Raw genomic sequence first — 17708 nt, forward strand, 5'->3', positions numbered from 1 at the left:
CGGGAGAGGGAGAGGCGGCGTGAGGGACGGGAGCACAGGGGACCTAGCGGAGTTAGGGGGATGGGCGGACATCGCCGCTGTTTCCCCCCGCGCGGAATCAAGCCGCAGGCGCCGCGCGAGCGCCGGCCCGTCCCGGCGGGCTGGCGCTCTGGCTGGGCTGGGTGCCTCGATCGGAGCGAGGAGGGGCTTGGCGGGGATAAAGTGCATAGGAGGCGAGGTCGGAGCGCTAGCCCACGGGCCGGCGTGTGAGGGTGGTGCATTTGGCGGGCCGGGTGTGGCGGGCGTCGCGCTCCATCTGCGGGCGGGGGGCAGTGGGTTGGAAGCCCGCCCTACGATTGGGCGGTTCGTAGGGTGGGTTTGTAACCCACCTTGCCCCGGGGGCCTTGAGGGAGACCTCTCCGCTCTTTCCCCACGCGCGGAATCAAGCCGCAGGCGCCGCGCGAGCGCCGGCCCGTCCCGGCGGGCTGGCGCTGTGGCTGGGCTGGGTGCTTCGCTTTGGCCGGGGAGGAGTTTGGCGGGCATAAAGCGCACCGGAGGCGCCGTTGGAGCGCCACCCCACGGGCCGGCGTGTGACGGTGGTGCTTGTGGCGGGCCGGGTGTGGCGGGCGCCGCGCCCTACCGGCGAGCGGGTGCGGTGGGTTGGAAACCCACCCTACGGGATGAGCGAGGCGGGGCGGGGCGCTCTATGTGCCATAGACGGAGGGCGCCCGGGCTTCGCCGAACCACAGACCCGGCCATCAAAGGAGCAGCGACATGAGTGACGATATCGCCGAGGCGTTCGGCCATCCCGAGGGGCGCACGCGGGCGCTGGAGGGGTTAGCGGACCGGATCTCTGTCCGCGATTACCGGCTGGAGGCGGAGATCGGCGCCTTCCAGGCGGAGCGGGGGCTGCGGCAGGGGCTGCAGTTCGACGCGGTCGTCGAGGTGGCGGCGCAGGCGGCGGGGGACGATGTCGACGCCATCCTCTCCTACGACAGGATCACCGAGGCCATCGGGGCGGAGCTCTCCGCCGCGCGCCACGACCTGCTGGAGAGCCTCGCCGAGGCCATCGCCGCGCGCATCCTCGCCGAGCCGCTGGCGGCGCGGGTGATCCTGCGGATCCAGAAGCTCGACCGCGGGCCCTACGCGCTCGGCGTCGAGATCGTGCGCGAGAAAGGCGAGGCGGCGGGCGAGGCGGAGATCCCCGCCCATCGAGTCGTGCTGCTGCCGGGGCCGCTCGCGCGGGCGCCGGGGCTGGGCGAGGTGCTGGCGGGGCTGACGGACCTGCCGCTGATCCTCGTCGTCGGGCCGGCGGACCTGCCGCTGCCGGCGGCGGAGGAGGCGGAGGCGGCGCGGCGGATCGGGCTTCTGGCGATGGAGCAGGCGGCCTGGGCGCTGCACGGGAGGCTGCCGGAGCTGGTGCCCGTCTCCAGCCGGACGGAGCTCGACTGGGGCCTGCGCAACGGGCAGACGGGGATCTGGCTCCCCTCCCGGCTGGTGCTGAACAGCCCCTCGGCGCCGGAGGAGATCGACGCCGCGACGCTGGCCGCGTGGCTGGCCGATCACATGGGCGCGGCGGAGCTCGTCAGCCTCGGCGCGCCGGTGCCGGTGACGCTGGTGCCGGCGCGCGAGGTGCCGCTGTGAGGCGCGCGCCGCTGCCGCGCACCGGGCGGGCTCCGGAGGGGGCGCTGCCGCTCGCCGGGCTGGATGGCCTGTGGTTCGACGAGGTGCAGGAGTGGGACGGCGCTCGGCGTCCTGCCACGGAGCTGGGCCCCGAGGAGCGGGCGCGGCTGACCGGCCTGCGGGCAGATGTCTGCGGGCTGAGCCTCGACCGGCCGCGGCTGATGGGCATCCTCAACGTCACGCCCGACAGCTTCTCCGACGGCGGGCGGCACGCGACGCTGGAGACGGCGCTGGCGCGGGCGCGGGAGATGGCGGGCGAGGTGGATATCCTCGACATCGGCGGAGAGAGCACGCGGCCGGGGGCCGAGGAGGTCTCCCGCGCCGAGGAGATCGCGCGCACCGCGCCGGTGATCCGCGCCATCCGCGAGGCGGGGATCGCCACGCCCATCTCCATCGACACCCGCAAGGCCGAGGTGGCGGCGGCGGCGCTGGAGGCGGGGGCCGACATGGTCAACGATGTCTCCGCCTTCCGCTTCGATGCCGAGATGCCGGCGGTGGTGGCGGAGGCGGGCTGCCCCGTCTGCCTGATGCACTCCGTCGCCGACCCGGCGACCATGCAGGGGCAGGCGCAGTACGAGGACGTGGTGGCGGAGGTCTTCGACCACCTCGCCGAGCGGATCGCGCTGGCGGAGAGCCACGGCATCCCGCGCGGGCGGATCATTGCCGATCCCGGCATCGGCTTCGGTAAGACCCTGCAACATAACTTGAAGCTGCTCGCCCATCTGCCGTTATACCATGATCTCGGCACGGCCCTCCTCCTCGGGGCCTCGCGCAAGCGCTTCATCGGCACGATCGGCGAGGCGCCGGAGGCGGAGGACAGGCTGGGCGGCTCGCTCGCCGTCGCCCTGGCAGGGGCGCGGGCGGGGGTGCAGATCATCCGGGTCCACGACACCCGGCAAACACAACAGGGGCTGCGGCTACAGACGGCCCTGATAGAGGCAGAGACATGGTGAGGCAGCTTTTCGGAACCGACGGGGTACGCGGGACGGCCAACACGTGGCCGATGACCGCGGAGATGGCGCTGAAGATCGGCGCGGCGGCGGGGCGATACTTCCGCAACGATGGGTCGAACGGCCACAGGGTGGTGATCGGCAAGGACACGCGGCTCTCGGGCTACATGTTCGAGAACGCGCTGACGGCGGGGCTGACGTCAACGGGGATGAACGTCTTCCTCCTCGGGCCGGTGCCGACGCCGGCTGTCGGGATGCTGACGACCTCCATCCGCGCCGATGTGGGGATCATGATCTCCGCGTCGCACAACCCGCATCAGGACAACGGCATCAAGTTCTTCGGGCCCGACGGGTTCAAGCTGAACGACGCCGCCGAGGCGGAGATCGAGGCGCTGGTGGCGAGCGAGGTGGAGCCGGCGCAGGCGAACAACATCGGCCGCGCGAAGCGGATCGACGACGGCCGCTTCCGCTATGCCGAGCGGCTGAAGAGCACCTTCCCGCCGGGGCTGCGGCTGACGGGGCTGAAGGTGGTGATCGATTGCGCCAACGGCGCCGCCTACAAGGTGGCCCCCGAGGTGCTGTGGGAGCTGGGGGCGACCGTGATCGAGGTCGGCACCCGGCCCGACGGCTTCAACATCAACGACAGGGTGGGGAGCACCCACACGCGGACGGCGGCGGAGACGGTGGTGAGCCACGGCGCCGACATCGGCATCTGCCTCGATGGCGACGCCGACCGGGTGATCATCCTCGACGAGAACGGCGAGGAGGCGGATGGCGACCAGCTGATGGCGCTGATGGCGGCACGGCTGGCGGGGGCGGAGCGTCTGGCCGGCGGCACGCTGGTGGCGACGGTGATGTCGAACCTCGGGCTGGAGCACTTCCTCGCCGCGCGGGGGCTGAACCTGCACCGCACGCGCGTCGGCGACCGCTACGTGGTGGAGGCGATGCGGGCCGGGGGCTTCAACCTCGGCGGGGAGCAATCGGGCCACATCGTGATGACGGATTACGCCACCACCGGCGACGGCCTGCTGGCCGGGCTGCAGGTGCTGGCGGCGATGGTGGAGAGCGGCAAGCCGGCGAGCGAGCTCGTCCGCCAGTTCACCCGGGTGCCGCAGATGCTCAAGAACGTGCGCTACGGCGCCGGGGCCGCGCCGCTGGAGATGCCGCGCGTCTCCGCCGCCATCGCCGACGGCGAGGCGCGGCTGAACGGCTCGGGGCGGCTGGTGATCCGCAAATCGGGCACCGAGCCGCTGATCCGGGTGATGGCCGAGGCGGAGGACGAGGTGCTCCTCGCCGACGTGGTGGACGAGATCGTCGCCGCCGTGCAGGAGGCCGCCGCCGGCTGACGGCGGGGCCTTCGCTGGGGGGACATGGCTGGAAGGCTGCTCCTACAGGATAGGGTCAGCCTGCCACTCCTGCGTTGCCGGGAGTAGGACAGGTCTCGCCGGCCGCTCCTGTCCAAGCGGAACGGGAGGGCCGTACGCTCCTGTCCCGGAAGGGGAGAGGAGGGGGGCCCCTCTCCTGCGCGGAGACGGAGAGGCCAGCGTCATGCTCTGGGACAGACCGGGGCAGGGCAGGCCGGCCTCCTGTCTGGCACCGGCGGCGGAAGGGAGGGCCGTCCTGCTGCTCCTCTCATGACGGTGATGGGGAGGGCAGGGTCAGCCAGTCTCTCCTGCCCAGTCGGGGAGAGTGCGGGTCCAGCTTCCTGCTCCTGTGCAAGCGCAGCAGGTAGGACTATTCGCTCCTATCCGGGGCAGGGAGAAGAAAGTCCCCGTTCCTGCACTGACGGAGAGATTGCCGACCCCCACCAAGGGGCATTGAGGCCTAGCTTCTGCCCGGAGGGAGGAGGGAGGGCCGGCCGCTTCAGTCCCGGAGGGTATAGGGGGCCAGGTCCTTGCTCCTGCGCCGACGGACGGGCCCAGCCCCCAACTCAGGGAGCGCCCATCCCCACCCCCGGGTTTGACCCGGCCGCCGCGCTCGCCTATCCCCCGCGCCCAATGCTTGGACGGAGGGCGACATGAGCGAGCACCCCACTTATGGCCGGATCGAGGGGCGTCTGGTCCTGATCGGCTACGGCTCCATCGGGCGCGGCACGCTGCCGCTGATCGAGCGGCATCTCGAGTTCGACCGGGACAAGCTGATCGTCATCGAGCCCTCCGCCGAGGGGCAGGCGCTGCTCGCCCGCCGCGGCATCCCGCACATGGGCGTGGCGCTGACGCCGGACAATTACCGCGCCGTGCTGACCGACCTGCTGAGGGACGGCGGCTTCTGCGTGAACCTCTCCGTCGATACCTCCTCGCTCGACCTCATGAAGCTCTGCCGGGAGCTCGGCGCGCTCTACATCGACACCGTGGTCGAGCCCTGGGCGGGCTTCTACTTCGAAACGACCGACAATTCGGAGCGTACCAACTACGCGCTCCGCCAGAAGGTGCGCGACGAGAAGGCGGCGAACCCGGGCGGCACCACCGCCGTCTCCTGCTGCGGGGCCAACCCCGGCATGGTGAGCTGGTTCGTGAAGGAGGCGCTGCTGACGCTGGCGAAGGACACCGGCGCCGAAGCCACCCCGCCGGAGGACCGGGAAGGTTGGGCGGCGCTCATGCAGTCCCTCGGGGTCAAGGGCGTGCACATCGCCGAGCGGGACACGCAGGCGCGGGCGACGCCGCGGCCGCGGGGGACGTTCGTGAACACATGGTCCGTCGAGGGGTTCATCGCCGAAGGCTTCCAGCCGGCGGAGCTGGGCTGGGGGACGCACGAGACGTGGTTCCCCGAGAACGGGCACCGCTACGAGACGGGCTGCCAGTCCGCCATCTGGCTCAACCGCCCGGGCGCGATCACCCGGGTGCACACGTGGTGCCCGACGCCGGGGCCGCAGTTCGGCTATCTCGTGACGCATAACGAGGCCGTCTCCATCTCCGACTATTACACGGTGGGGGATCCGGGGGCGCCGGAGTTCCGCCCCACCTGCCATTACGCCTACCACCCCTGCGACGACGCGGTGCTGAGCCTGCACGAGATGTTCGGCTCTGGCGTCAACCAGACCATCCACGAGATCCTCGACGTCGACGAGATCGTGGAGGGGATCGACGAGCTGGGGGTGCTGCTCTTCGGGCACGAGAAGAACGCACTGTGGTTCGGCTCACGCCTCTCCAACGAGGAGACCAAGGGGCTGGCGCCGGATCAGAACGCGACGGGGCTGCAGGTGACGAGCGCCGTGCTGGCCGGCATGGTCTGGGCGCTGGAGAACCCGGAGGCGGGCATCGTGGAGACCGACGAGATGGACCACGCCCGCTGCCTCGAGGTGCAGCGCCCGTATCTCGGCCCGGTGGAGGCGCATTACACCGACTGGACGCCGATCCAGAACCGCTGGGAGCTGTTCCCCGAGGATATCGACGAGAGCGAGCCCTGGTCCTTCCGCAACGTGCTGGCGAGCTGAGGGCCGGCTGAGCGGGCGGGCGCCGGGGCTCCGGCGCCGCGCCCGGCCTTCGGCGGCCTAGCGCTTCGGGCGCGTCGGGCGCTGGTGTCCGCCCTCGCCGCGCTTGTCGGCCGGGCCCTTGCGGGGCTTGCCGCCCGCCGCGCCCTTCGGCGGGACGAAGCGCTTCGACGTGTCGGAGGCGGAGCTGCCCGAGGGGGCCGGGCCACGCCGCTTGCCCGGGGCGCCGCCCGCGGGCTTGCCCGACGGGCCGCCGGGCCTGGGGGCGCCGGGTTTGGAGCCGCCGGGCTTCGAGCCACCGGGTTTGGCGCCGCCGGGCTTGCCCGGTTTGCCGGGCGGGCCGCTGCGCTTCTCGAACTTGCCTTTGCCGGCGCCGGGGCCAGCATCCTTCGGCTTGCCGGGCTTGCCGGGCTTGCGCTCCGGCGCCGTGTCGCGGGGCTTGTAGGGGGCCTTCTTCGGCCGCTCGCCCGCCGGCTCATGGCGCTGGGCCGGGGCCGGCGCGGGGGCATCGGCTTTCGGCGCGGCGGGCGCGGGGCGCTCGGACGGCGGCGGAGCGCGGCGCTCCGGCGGGGGGCCGCGGCGCTCGGCCGGGGGCGGGCGACGCTCCGCGGAGGGGGAGGCGGGGCGCGAGTGGCTCGTGTCCGGGGCGGCGTCGAGGAGGCGGGCGGTGACGCCCTCCTCCAGCGTGCCGCCGGCGCCGAGCCTCGACAGGAAGCCGGGGGCGCTCGCCTCCGTCAGCTCCACGAAGGTCTCGGTCGCCTGCACGCGGATCGCGCCGATGGCATCCTTGTCCAGCCCGCCGGCACGGCAGAGGAGCGGCAGCAGCCAGCGCGGCTCGGCGCCCTCGTTGCGGCCGACCGACAGCGCCACCCAGGCGCTCGGTCCGAAGGGCGCCCGCTCGCGCGGGGCGGGGCGTGCATCGGGGGAGGCGAGCTCCTCCGGCGCGGAATGCTTGGTGCGGTAGAGGCGCAGATAGGCGGCGGCGATGGCCTCCGGCGAGCGCTCGGCGACGAGGCGCCGGGCGAAATCCGCCTCGTTCTCGGTGATCTCGGCGTCCCAGTCGGGATCGCCCAGCAGACGCTCCTCGTCGCGGCGCAGGATCTCGTCGGCGTCGGGGGCGGTCGTCCACTCGGCGGTGACGCGGGCGGTCTTCAGGAGGCGCTCGGCGCGCTTGACCACCTTCGGCGGCACCACCAGCGCGGACATGCCCTTGCGCCCGGCGCGGCCCGTGCGGCCCGAGCGGTGCAGCAGGCCCTCGGCGTTCGACGGCAGCTCGGCATGGATGACCAGCTCGAGGTTCGGCAGGTCGATCCCCCGCGCCGCGACATCGGTCGCCACGCAGACCCGTGCCCGGCCGTCGCGCATCGCCTGCAGCGCGTGGCTCCGCTCGGTCTGGCTGAGTTCACCGGAGAGGGAGACGACGGCGAAGCCGCGGTTGGCGAAGCGCGCCGTCAGGCGGCTGACGGTGGCGCGGGTGTTGGCGAAGACGATGGCGTTCTGCGCCTCGTGGTAGCGCAGGACGTTGATGATGGCGTTCTCGGCATCCTGCGCGGCGACGCGGAGGGCCTGGTAGGAGATGTCGGCGTGCTGGCTGCGATCGGAGAGCGTCGTCACGCGGACGGCGTCGCGCTGGTAATGCTGGGCGAGGGTGACGATCATCGGCGGCACGGTGGCCGAGAACATCAGCGTGCGCCGCTCGGGCGGCGCCTCGCCGAGCATGTATTCCAGATCCTCCCGGAAGCCGAGGTCGAGCATCTCGTCCGCCTCGTCGAGGACGATGGCGCGCAGGGACCCCATGTCGAGCGAGCCGCGCTGGATGTGGTCGCGCAGGCGCCCGGGCGTGCCGACGACGATATGCGCGCCCCGCTCCAGCGCCCGCCGCTCGTCGCGCATGTCCATCCCGCCGACACAGGAGGCCACCTGCGCGCCGGCCTTGGCATAGAGCCAGCCGAGCTCACGCGTGACCTGGAAGGCCAGCTCCCGCGTCGGTGCGACGACGAGCGCCAGCGGTGCGGAGGCGGGCCCGAAGGTCTCCGCGTCGCCGAGGAGCGTGCGGGCGATGGCGAGGCCGAAGCCGACGGTCTTGCCAGAGCCCGTCTGCGCCGAGACGAGGAGGTCGGCGCCGCCCAGATCCTCGGCGGTCACGGCCTCCTGCACGGGCGTCAGGGTGTGGTATCCGCGCTCGGCGAGCGCATCGGAGAGGGTCTGGATCATCTGGAAAGCCGATCTGGATGCTGCGAACGACGCGGCGCGTCGCGGGCCGTCGAGAGAACGGCAGGGCGCGGCCGTCTATCGCGATACCGCGCCCGTGTATACCGGGAAATGGAGTCTGGGGAAATCGCCGGGCGGCGCTGTCTTTATCGCGCCTCGGGGGCGAGCCCGGCCATGAGGATGGTGAGGTGGTTCTCCAGCAGCGCCTCGATGCCGCCATTCTCCATCGGCAGCTTGAGGAAGCTGCCCATGGTGAAGTGCATCAGCAGCGGCCCGACGATGGAGTTGATCGTCAGCTGCGGGTCCACCTTCCGGATGTAGCCCTGCTCCATCCCGCGGCGGAGGAGCTCGCGCAGCGCCGGGATGGCGCGGGTGACGATCTGGTCATGGTAGATCTCGCTCACCTTCGGAGACATCGGCGCCTCGCGCATCAAAAGCAGGGGGACGCGGACGGAATCGTCTCCGTAGAGGTCCTCCACCATGACGCGAACGATCTCTTGCAGGGTGGGGCGGGGATCGCCCCTCGCCTCCGTCATGATGACGAGGATCCGGTCGATCACCGGCTCGATCCGGCGGCGCACGATGGCGAGGAGCAGCGCCTCTTTCGACGGGAAGTAGAGGTACACCGCCCCCTTGGAGATGCCCGCCCGCGCGGCGATGTCCGACACCCGGGTACCCTGGAACCCGTCTTCGAGGAAGAGGGTCAGGGCGGCGTCAAGAATCTCGTCCGGCCTGGCGTCGGGCCGCCGGTAAAACTTCCGGGCACTTGTCATTTCAGGCCGATCTCACTGCACACGGCAACACACGTCGGACCTGAATACTGGAGCCCCCGCGCCCGTGCAACGCGCAGTTCCGTCATCGCGCGGTGGCGTTCGGCGACGCTGCGTCGCAGGGGGTGCATGAGGCCCCCAAAACCCGCTGGACAGCCCCTCGCCACTCTTCTAAGAACCCACCCACCCGGAGCGGCCAGCCGCTCCACCCGGTGCCTGGGTAGCTCAGGGGTAGAGCAGTGGATTGAAAATCCTCGTGTCGGTGGTTCGATTCCGCCCCCGGGCACCACATAAGCTCCTAAAGAATATAGGAAACACTCTAGCAGCCGCCTATGACGGCTGTTGTCCCGGCGGTTGGGATAACACCGGGATATCATTCCTTCTCTGGCACAGGCGGATGACGGCAATGCTCGTGCTCGCAGGTCAGGGCGTGAAATCAATTCTGAGGTTGATCTATTCTCTTCATTCGACGAACGTCGAGGGTCGACCCAAGGTGTCACGGATGATGCGTTGAAGCACTTCAAGTCTGCATTTCCGAATTGTGAGCTCAGTAGAGAGGATATCTTCTACTATGTGTATGGGCTTCTTCACTCAAACGATTATCGAGAGAAGTATGCTGAAAGCCTCTACAAAAACCTCGCGCGTATTCCGGCCGTGAAGACCTACGCCGATTTCCGCGCCTTCTCCGACGCCGGACGGCGCCTCGGCGACCTGCATGTGAACTACGAAACGGTGGAGCCATACCCCGTCACCTACAAGCAGGGCACGCCCGCGCTGTGGAAGATCGACGACCCCAAGGCCTTCTACCGCGTGACCAAGATGAAGTTCGGCGGCAAGCGCGGCGACACCGACAAGACAACGGTGATCTACAACGCCAACATCACCGTGACCGATATCCCGCCGGAGGCCTACGACTACGTCGTCAACGGTAAGCCCGCGCTGGAATGGGTGATGGAGCGCCAGGTGGTCAAGACCGACAAGGCCAGCGGTATCGTCAATGACGCGAACGACTACGCCAACGAGACCATGGGCGACCCGGCCTACCCGCTGGACCTCTTCCGCCGCGTGACAACCGTGAGCCTCGAGACGATGAAGATCGTCAGCGCGCTGCCGGACCTCGAGCTAGGTGAGTGATGGCAGCGCATCAGGCGCTTTGAGCGGTGCAAAGACCCAACTCATTCCCATCGTTGCCGCAGCTATAGAACAAGCATCAAAGCTCTTCTGCGACAATGATGGACCCCAGATATGTCGAAGCCCTACTCAGAGTCTCGCCTGGCCAAATTCCTCACCATTCGCGTGCTGGAATTGCGCCCCAAGAAATCTCAGGCCGAGATCGCCCGTGACGCAGGATTCGTAAACGCCAATATGGTCACGATGATAAAGCAAGGCTCGGCCAAACTTGCCCTCGATCGCGTCCCGATGCTCGCCGCCGCGCTGGAGGTTGATCCGCGCTATCTCTTTCGTCTCGCTCTCGAGCAGGACGGCTTCGAAACCTAGACGAAGGCTATCGATGAGATCTTCAGTGCCATCGTTTCTCGCAACGAAGCGAATTGGATCGAGGAGATCCGTGATGCCAGCGGGCACACGGACCCGGCAATGACCACTCGGCACCGTTCGGCGCTGCGCGCAATCTTCGGGAAATAAGTCGATGAACGAAGATGATCGATGCACGAATTTTTTCCAATTTCGCCCTACCGACCTTACCTCGCCAACGCCCAATGAGCTGGCTTGGCTGAGCTTTCTGCGCGACTTGACATGTGGCGCCGACCCGCCGCCATCTTTGGCTACCATCCAGGCGCTTCGCCGATGCCTCGTCGAGCAGTCTGGGCACGCGCTTATCTCTTGAGGAATGGCGGTCGGCCGCCCATCCCGCTAGCGAAGTCCTAGGAAATTTGCCAATCGGCCATGGGGATGCGCTTTGTGCCCGGCACTGCCCCGCGAAAGATTCTGCCTCTACCAGGCTTCAAAAGATCTGCTCGGCATTCAGCCGCGTTCTGCTGCCACGATTCTCCCACATTCCGCGAGCCAGCTCGCGCATCCGGCCAGCCGAGCATTTCTTTGGAACCATAGGCCGTGACGGCCGCCAGACGGTCGGTGTGCAGCCCGACGCGTTCGCTCGAACCCTGCGGACTAAACGAATTTCCTAATTTGTTCCTCGGCAGCCCTCCGGTAGCGCGAAGGGAATCAGACCCGCCGCTCCATGAAGACCAGACCCGCCGCAAGCTCGGGCGGCATCTCGACATAGGGTCCGCGCCCGGTGAAGCCAGCGGCGTGGTAGAGTGCCCGAGCCTCGTGGTGCAGGGGGCCGGTGTCGAGCCGGATGGTGCCGGAGGTTAGTGCGCAGGTCCATACTGGTATGTCGCATCCACTGGCCACGAAGACGCAACAGCTGCTCCATCTTCTCCGGCGACCTAGTGGTCTGGCCCTCTGGGGGCGTCCTCAAGCTTGACCCGCGCCAGCTCGTCCGCAACCCGATCATGCTCACGACCGCGACCGTCGCGCCATTCTCCTCGTCCGCACCGCGCTCGGCGGCGAGTTCGTCTTCGATGTTCAGATCGTCTTCTGGCTCTGGCTCACGGTCGTCTTCGGCAATCTAGAGTGGCTCGCTGAAGGGCGAGGAAAGGCCCGGAAGGCCGCGCTCCGCTCGACTAATCGTTGTCGACAGCGAGTCTGGGGTTGCCGCGCTGAATGCGCTCGCGTGGAAAAATGTGGACGTAAAATAAAATATCCGCTTCTTTGAAGAGATTCTTCCAGTGCAAGCAGTATAAATCAAAATTGTCATGACAGATTTTTTCAGTATCCGCGATTCTAGTTCACCCAAACATCCAGGCGGCCTCCAGCTATTCGTCTCCAGCGTGCATCGGGTCAATTTTGCCTCGGCCCAGAACGATGTGTCCATCCTGAAGTCCGTGGTGCTCCGGAACGAAGGCGACGGGCCGGTGCATGATCTGCGGGTGCATCTAGCTTCGTCACCCGCGATCTTCCAGGAAAAGTCGTGGACGATAGATCGTATCGCTCCCGGTGCGGAGTGCCGACTCTCGGACCTGTCGACCCCGCTTGATCTTGCCCGCCTTTCTGGACTGGATGAAGCGGAAACCGGAGAACTGACGCTCGAAGTGGAGGTGGGCAGAGAGAGCCTCGTCACGCAACGCCACCGTATCGAACTGCTCGCAAGAGACGAATGGGGTGGCGTCGGTGACATGGCGCACCTGTTGGCGGCATTCGTCTCGCCGAACGATCCTGTGGTGGCACGTCTATTGAAGGAGGCATCGCGGCTGCTGGAGCGCTCGGGGGAGGATGGTTCTCTCGACGGGTATCAGTCGGGCAACCCAGGGCGCGTCTGGATGCTTGCCGGGGCCATCTGGTCGGCTGCAACCGCGATGGGGCTGGCGTATGCCGTTCCACCGGCCTCCTTCGAGCGTGAGGGACAAAAAATCCGGGGGCCGGAACGGATTGCGTCGGAGGGCCTTGCCACCTGCCTCGACACCGCGCTCCTTCTCGCCGCCGCCTTCGAGGCGGCGGGATTGAACCCTGCCGTGCTGTTTTCCGAGGGTCACGCCTGGGTGGGTGTCTGGCTTACGAAGCGCGACTTCGGTCATGTGACCGAGCCCGATCCGGTGACGCTGCGCAAGGCGATCCACGCCCGAGACTTCGTTGCCCTCGAGACAACGCTGCTGACGAAGCGTCCGGCCATCAGATTCGAACAAGCAGTAGACGAGGGTCGCCGCCGGCTGTCCGAGGAGCGTGAGGCCGAATTCGTCATGGCGGTGGATATCGCCCGTGCGCGTGCCGCCCGCATCCGGCCACTTGCGAGCCATAGAGAAGGTCAGACCGCCGAGGCTGCGCAGGAGACAGCAGTTGCGGCGGCGCTGCCCAAACCTCTCGACCTTGGCCTGTTGCCCGGGGAACTCGTCGAGGAGACGCCATCGACTCCGAAGGGGCGCATCGAGCGCTGGCAACGCAAGCTGCTCGACCTGACGCTCATGAACCGGCTGCTGAACTTCAAGGAAAGCAAGCAGACCATCCCCCTGTTCTGCCCGGACGTGCCGTCGCTCGAGGATGCGCTCGCCGACGGGCGCGCGTTCACGCTGCTCGCGTTGCGAGATGACGATCCCGTGGGAAGACGCAATTTCAGCCCCGAGGAACGGGCAAGGGTCGAGGAAGGCGTGGCGGCAGACGCCATCGCGCGTCGCCAGATCGCGGTGCCCCTGACGGGCAAGGAGATGAACGCACGACTGACGACGCTCTTCCGCAAGGCCAAGAGCGACATGGCGGAGGGCGGGACCAATACCCTCTTTCTTGCCGCCGGCTTCTTGCGCTGGAAGAAGTCGGAGGGCGATCAAAGGGTTTACCGCGCGCCGATCCTGCTGATCCCGGCACGTCTCGAGCGAAAGTCGGCACAGTCGGAATTCCGCATTCTTCATCACGAGGATGACGTCCGCATCAATTCTACATTGCTCGAGTTCCTGAAGCGCGACTTCGACCTGAAGGTGCCCGAGCTTGAGGGAGAGCTGCCGCGCGACGAAAGCGGCATCGACGTGCCGCTGATCCTCGAACAGATGCGGATGCGGGTCCGGGATGTAGCCGGGTTCGAGGTGGTGGAAGAGTTAGCACTCTCAACCTTCTCCTTCGCCAAATATCTGATGTGGAAGGATCTCGTCGATCGCACTGACGACCTGCGGCAGAATTCACTGGTCGCACATCTGGTCGACAACCCGGCCGAGCCCTTCCAGGGACACGAGGCACCGGAAATCCGGCCCGATGACCTCGACCGGCGAGTAACTCCGGCCGATCTTGTTACGCCGTTGCCGGCGGACAGCTCGCAACTCGCCGCTGTCGTATCAGCCTCCGAAGGGCGAGACTTCGTGCTGATCGGGCCGCCTGGCACAGGCAAGAGCCAGACGATCGCCAACATCGTCGCACAGTGCCTCGCAAGCGGTAAGACGGTTCTGTTCGTCGCCGAGAAGGCGGCAGCGCTCAACGTGGTCCATCGTCGTCTGTCCGCACAGGGTCTCGGTGACGCGGTGCTCGAGCTTCATTCCAACAAGACCGACCGCAAGTCGGTGCTTTCACAACTCGGACGCAGTTGGGATCGGGCAGCACGGAATACTGGCGCCGAATGGGTCCAGGTTACGGAGGACCTTCGCGTCGCACGGGACAGGCTGAACGCCTACGTCGAAGCACTGCATGCAGTTGGCACCCAGGGGTTCAGCGTCTTCGACGCCATCGCCCAATTGGCTGGGCGCACGTCTGCCTTCACTCTGTCCTTCGCTTCGAAAGACGCCCATGACGCCGAGGGCTATCGGCGCCTGATCGATCTTGCCGAGGCCGCCGGCCGCACCCACGCCGTTGCCGGAGAAGGGCCATCCCTCGACTTAGTGGACGCGGACGACTGGTCATTCGGATGGGAAGCGACATTCCTCAATGCCGCCGAGAAACTGGACGCCGCAGCGACAGACCTGCTCAAGGCGCTGTCCGAGGTGTCCCCTCTGCTCGGTCTCCCGTCCGATACCGACGGAACTGAAATTCGCCGCAAGCGCCTTTCGGCACTCTCGCCGCGGATTGCCGAGGATGCACGAGACCTCTCCAACGTTCCGGATCTCCCCGAGGCCCGGCTTGTGGCGGAGCGGACCCGTCTCGCAGAGGCCCTGAAGGAAGCGACGGAAGCACGTCGACGGCTCGCCGCCAGTTACGGTGCCGAGGCGGCAGACCGGGCGCCGCTGGAGTTGCTGGACGCCGACTGGCGTGCCGCGCATGCCAAGTTCTGGCCCTTTTCATCCTTGGCCAAGCGCCGGGTCCGCTCGGTCCTCCAGAGCTACGCAGAAGCTGGCGTGGCCGACCCTGGCAGCGATCTCCCGGCCCTTCAGCGGCTGCGGACCGCCAGAGAACAGATGGCCGCCTCACCCCTCACCGTGGTGCCAGAGGCCAAGGGCGAGACCGCAGACCTCGGCGCACTGGACCAACTCCTCTCCGAATCCGCCCGGTATCGCGAGTCGGTGCGCATGCTTGCATCCGAGGCAAGCGACGCCGCGCGTCTCGGTCAGTCCTCGGCTGCCCTCGCCAGCCTGCGCGCCGGACCGGAGCGGGACGCCGTCGCTCGCCTTGCGGCGGCCGAGTCGGCCATGGCGGAAGCGGTGCAAGCCTTTGCAACGGCCGGAGGACGTCTGCCGGGCGAGGCGTCGCTCAAGCAGATCCGGACCGGCCTCGCCAAGATCAGGGAAGAACGCGCCCGGCTGGCGGACTGGACGCGATGGAATGAAGCGAGGAGCGCGGCAGAGGCGGCTGGTCTTTCGCCATTGATCGAAGCCCTCGTTGAAGATCGGCTGACCGAGCCAGCGGCCGAGGCCTTCAAGACCGCCTATGCTGCGTGGTGGCTGCCGCTCGCCATGGACTCTTCCGAGGACTTGCGCCGCTTCGCACATTGGGAGCACGAGCATCAGATCCAGACCTTCCGCGCGCTCGACGACGCGGCCGCGCGGTTGGCACCGTCCGAGGTCCTGCGCCGGATCGCAAACGGTCTGCCCACAAGGGACGGGGTGCCGCGCAATTCCGAGTTGGGGACCTTGCGTCACCAGCTCGGGCTCCAGCGGCCCTCTATGCCGATCCGCAGCCTACTGTCGGAAATGCCCAACAGCTTCGCGAAGCTGGCGCCTTGCGTTCTGATGTCACCGCTCTCCGTTGCACAGTATCTCCCGGCCGGACAGCCGGCCTTCGACGTGGTCATCTTCGACGAGGCGTCGCAGATCACGACATGGGATGCGGTCGGGGCGATTGCGCGCGGTCGCCAGGCAATCGTCGTCGGCGACCCCAAGCAGATGCCACCCACCAACTTCTTCGGTCGCACCGACGCGGAGGAGGACCTACCCGAGGTCGAGCGCGACATGCCCTCGATCCTCGATGAGGTCTGTGCTGCGGGCATCCCTACGCGTCGGCTCGACTGGCACTACCGCAGCCGCGACGAGGCACTGATCGCGTTCTCCAACCACCTCTACTATGACGGCGGTCTCGTGACGTTCCCCGGCCCGACCACGGGATCGGACGCACTCGTGTTCCACAAGGTCGGCGGCCAGTTCGACCGTGGGAAGAGCCGCACGAACGAAGCAGAGGCGAAGGCCGTGACAGCGTGGGTGAGGGCACAACTGACCGAGTGGCTTGCGAAGCCCGAAGATGAACGGCCCACGCTCGGTGTCATCACCTTCAACCAGCCACAGCAGGAGCTCATCCAGGATCTTCTGGATGAAGCGCGTCGGCAGGACCCGCGGCTCGAGTGGTTCTTCGAGGAAGAGCGCGAAGAACCGCTGATCGTCAAGAACCTTGAAAACATCCAGGGCGACGAGCGCGACGTGATGCTATTTTCCGTTACCTACGGACGCGACGCCGCCGGCAAGTTGGCAATGGCCTTCGGTCCTCTGAATTCGGACGGAGGCGAGAAGCGCCTGAACGTGGCGGTGACCCGCGCGCGGGCCGAGATGCATGTCTTCGCGTCGCTGACGGCGCATGACATCGACCTTGGACGCACCCGTGCCCGAGGCGTCGCCGACTTCAAGGCGTTCCTCGACTACGCGGAGCGCGGCTCCATCGCTTTGCCTGCCCGCGAAAGCGGAAGTCTCGGACCGGCCGAGAGCCCATTCGAAGAGGCGGTCGCTGCCGCTCTGGCGGCCAAGGGATGGGACATTCGCACGCAGATCGGTGTCTCGGGATTCCGGATCGATCTGGCCGTGGTCAATCCGGACCACGCCGGGACCTACCTTGCCGGCGTCGAATGTGATGGCGCGACCTATCATTCATCGGCCACGGCTCGAGACCGCGACAAGATCCGGCAAGCCGTTCTCGAGGGCTTGGGATGGCAGATCTTGCGGGTGTGGTCGACCGACTGGTTCAAGAACCCGGCGGATGTCGTCGCGCGGCTCCACGCTGCCCTTGAGAAATCTTTGGAGGCGGATCGGGTCCGACGTGAGTCAGAGGACGCACAGCTCGAGGCGGAGAAAGAAACCGCCGATACAGCGCCTCTCGCGCTTCCCGCTCCATCAATCGACGGTGCGGTAACAGGTGCCCCTAGGACCTCAGCACATGACGACACTGTCGAACCGACGAGCCTGACACCCCAACTTGAGGCGCCAATAGAACGTCACGCCACCCTTTATGCCGAGGCGCCTTCCGCACGAAATGTGCCCGAGTCAGATGCGAGCAAACCGCAGCCCAATCCGGAGGCCTTCTACGAGGCGAGCTATCTGCCCGCGCTCGAACGGATCGTGGCCAGCACGATCGAGGCGGACGGTCCACTCCCCATGTCGCGTCTTGCCCGCAGCGTGGCACAGCTACACGGCTGGCAACGCACCGGGCATCGGATTGCCGCGCGGGTCGAGACAGCACTGGGAAGCGCGGAGCGGCATGAGGACCTCGGCTGCGTCTTCGTCTGGCCGCCAGGCTCCTACGCCACGCGAATTCCGCCTCGACCCTTGGGAGACCGCTCCATCCGTGATGTGCCCCCGGCTGAAATCGCGAGCACCATCGACCGACACGAGCGCGGTCTTGCCTCGGCCGAAGATCCGACGCTCGATTTGGCGAGACTGTTGGGTATCGAACGACTAAGCAAGGACGCGCGGGAGTATCTCACTGCCTGCATGGAGTGGTGCGCGCAACACAACGCATAGCGGGGCACTATCTTACGGGGGCCGACGCGTG

Annotated in this window: 10 protein-coding genes and 1 tRNA gene; 8 read left to right on the forward strand and 3 right to left on the reverse strand. The window is 67.5% G+C overall.

The features are described 5' to 3' along the window. Window positions 1-753 precede the first annotated feature (753 nt). The 4 genes from GY170_RS02315 to GY170_RS02330 all read left to right on the forward strand — a co-directional run bounded on the left by GY170_RS02315 (window position 754) and on the right by GY170_RS02330 (window position 6045). Window positions 754-1623 (forward strand): dihydroneopterin aldolase, encoded by an 870-nt coding sequence (locus GY170_RS02315; RefSeq protein WP_163889598.1) that lies wholly within the window; start codon window positions 754-756, stop codon window positions 1621-1623. Further along, window positions 1620-2615 (forward strand): dihydropteroate synthase, encoded by a 996-nt coding sequence (folP, locus tag GY170_RS02320; protein ID WP_163889600.1) that lies wholly within the window; start codon window positions 1620-1622, stop codon window positions 2613-2615. The genes GY170_RS02315 and folP overlap by 4 nt, the downstream gene beginning before the upstream one ends. Beyond that, the gene (glmM, locus tag GY170_RS02325) at window positions 2609-3958 is read left to right on the forward strand and encodes a phosphoglucosamine mutase (RefSeq protein ID WP_163889602.1); all 1350 of its coding nucleotides are present in this window, start codon (window positions 2609-2611) and stop codon (window positions 3956-3958) included. The genes folP and glmM overlap by 7 nt, the downstream gene beginning before the upstream one ends. 671 nt (window positions 3959-4629) lie before the next feature. Further along, window positions 4630-6045, forward strand: a complete 1416-nt coding sequence (locus GY170_RS02330) for a homospermidine synthase (protein WP_163889604.1) — start codon at window positions 4630-4632, stop codon at window positions 6043-6045. 57 nt (window positions 6046-6102) lie between these two features. On the opposite strand, the gene GY170_RS02335 is transcribed toward GY170_RS02330, so the two are convergent. Both GY170_RS02335 and GY170_RS02340 read right to left on the reverse strand, forming a co-directional pair. After that, window positions 6103-8256 carry a DEAD/DEAH box helicase gene (locus tag GY170_RS02335; protein ID WP_163889606.1) on the reverse strand — a complete coding sequence of 718 codons (2154 nt, stop codon included), beginning with the start codon at window positions 8254-8256 and terminating at the stop codon, window positions 6103-6105. A 143-nt stretch (window positions 8257-8399) separates the two neighbouring features. Next, window positions 8400-9026, reverse strand: coding sequence for a TetR/AcrR family transcriptional regulator (locus GY170_RS02340; RefSeq protein WP_163889608.1), 627 nt, complete (start codon window positions 9024-9026; stop codon window positions 8400-8402). A gap of 211 nt (window positions 9027-9237) precedes the next feature. On the opposite strand from GY170_RS02340, the gene GY170_RS02345 reads away from it, so the two are divergent. From GY170_RS02345 to GY170_RS18630, 3 genes are all read left to right on the forward strand, one after another. After that, window positions 9238-9312: transfer RNA gene (locus GY170_RS02345), tRNA-Phe, on the forward strand. A gap of 146 nt (window positions 9313-9458) precedes the next feature. Further along, window positions 9459-10157, forward strand: a complete 699-nt coding sequence (locus GY170_RS02350; RefSeq protein WP_163891111.1) for a type ISP restriction/modification enzyme — start codon at window positions 9459-9461, stop codon at window positions 10155-10157. A gap of 111 nt (window positions 10158-10268) precedes the next feature. Next, window positions 10269-10520, forward strand: coding sequence for a hypothetical protein (locus tag GY170_RS18630; protein WP_328799879.1), 252 nt, complete (start codon window positions 10269-10271; stop codon window positions 10518-10520). A 687-nt stretch (window positions 10521-11207) separates the two neighbouring features. On the opposite strand, the gene GY170_RS02360 is transcribed toward GY170_RS18630, so the two are convergent. Further along, entirely contained in the window at window positions 11208-11399 is a 192-nt protein-coding gene (locus GY170_RS02360; RefSeq protein WP_163889609.1) for a hypothetical protein, read from the reverse strand. A 404-nt stretch (window positions 11400-11803) separates the two neighbouring features. Here GY170_RS02360 and proA point away from each other — a divergent pair, with 404 nt between their 5' ends. Next, window positions 11804-17677, forward strand: a complete 5874-nt coding sequence (proA, locus tag GY170_RS02365) for an anti-phage protein ProA (protein WP_163889611.1) — start codon at window positions 11804-11806, stop codon at window positions 17675-17677. Window positions 17678-17708 lie beyond the last annotated feature (31 nt).

It is taken from the genome of Pseudoroseicyclus tamaricis (assembly GCF_012070395.1).
Taxonomy (GTDB): Bacteria; Pseudomonadota; Alphaproteobacteria; order Rhodobacterales; family Rhodobacteraceae; genus Pseudoroseicyclus_A; species Pseudoroseicyclus_A tamaricis.

Excerpts from the sequence above, each read along its gene's own strand:
- proA (WP_163889611.1), top strand. The coding sequence starts at position 11,804 with ATGACAGATTTTTTCAGTATCCGCGATTCTAGTTCACCCAAACATCCA.
- GY170_RS02330 (WP_163889604.1), top strand. The coding sequence starts at position 4,630 with ATGAGCGAGCACCCCACTTATGGCCGGATCGAGGGGCGTCTGGTCCTG.
- GY170_RS02335 (WP_163889606.1), bottom strand. The coding sequence starts at position 8,256 with ATGATCCAGACCCTCTCCGATGCGCTCGCCGAGCGCGGATACCACACC.
- GY170_RS02340 (WP_163889608.1), bottom strand. The coding sequence starts at position 9,026 with ATGACAAGTGCCCGGAAGTTTTACCGGCGGCCCGACGCCAGGCCGGAC.
- glmM (WP_163889602.1), top strand. The coding sequence starts at position 2,609 with ATGGTGAGGCAGCTTTTCGGAACCGACGGGGTACGCGGGACGGCCAAC.
- GY170_RS02315 (WP_163889598.1), top strand. The coding sequence starts at position 754 with ATGAGTGACGATATCGCCGAGGCGTTCGGCCATCCCGAGGGGCGCACG.
- GY170_RS18630 (WP_328799879.1), top strand. The coding sequence starts at position 10,269 with ATGTCGAAGCCCTACTCAGAGTCTCGCCTGGCCAAATTCCTCACCATT.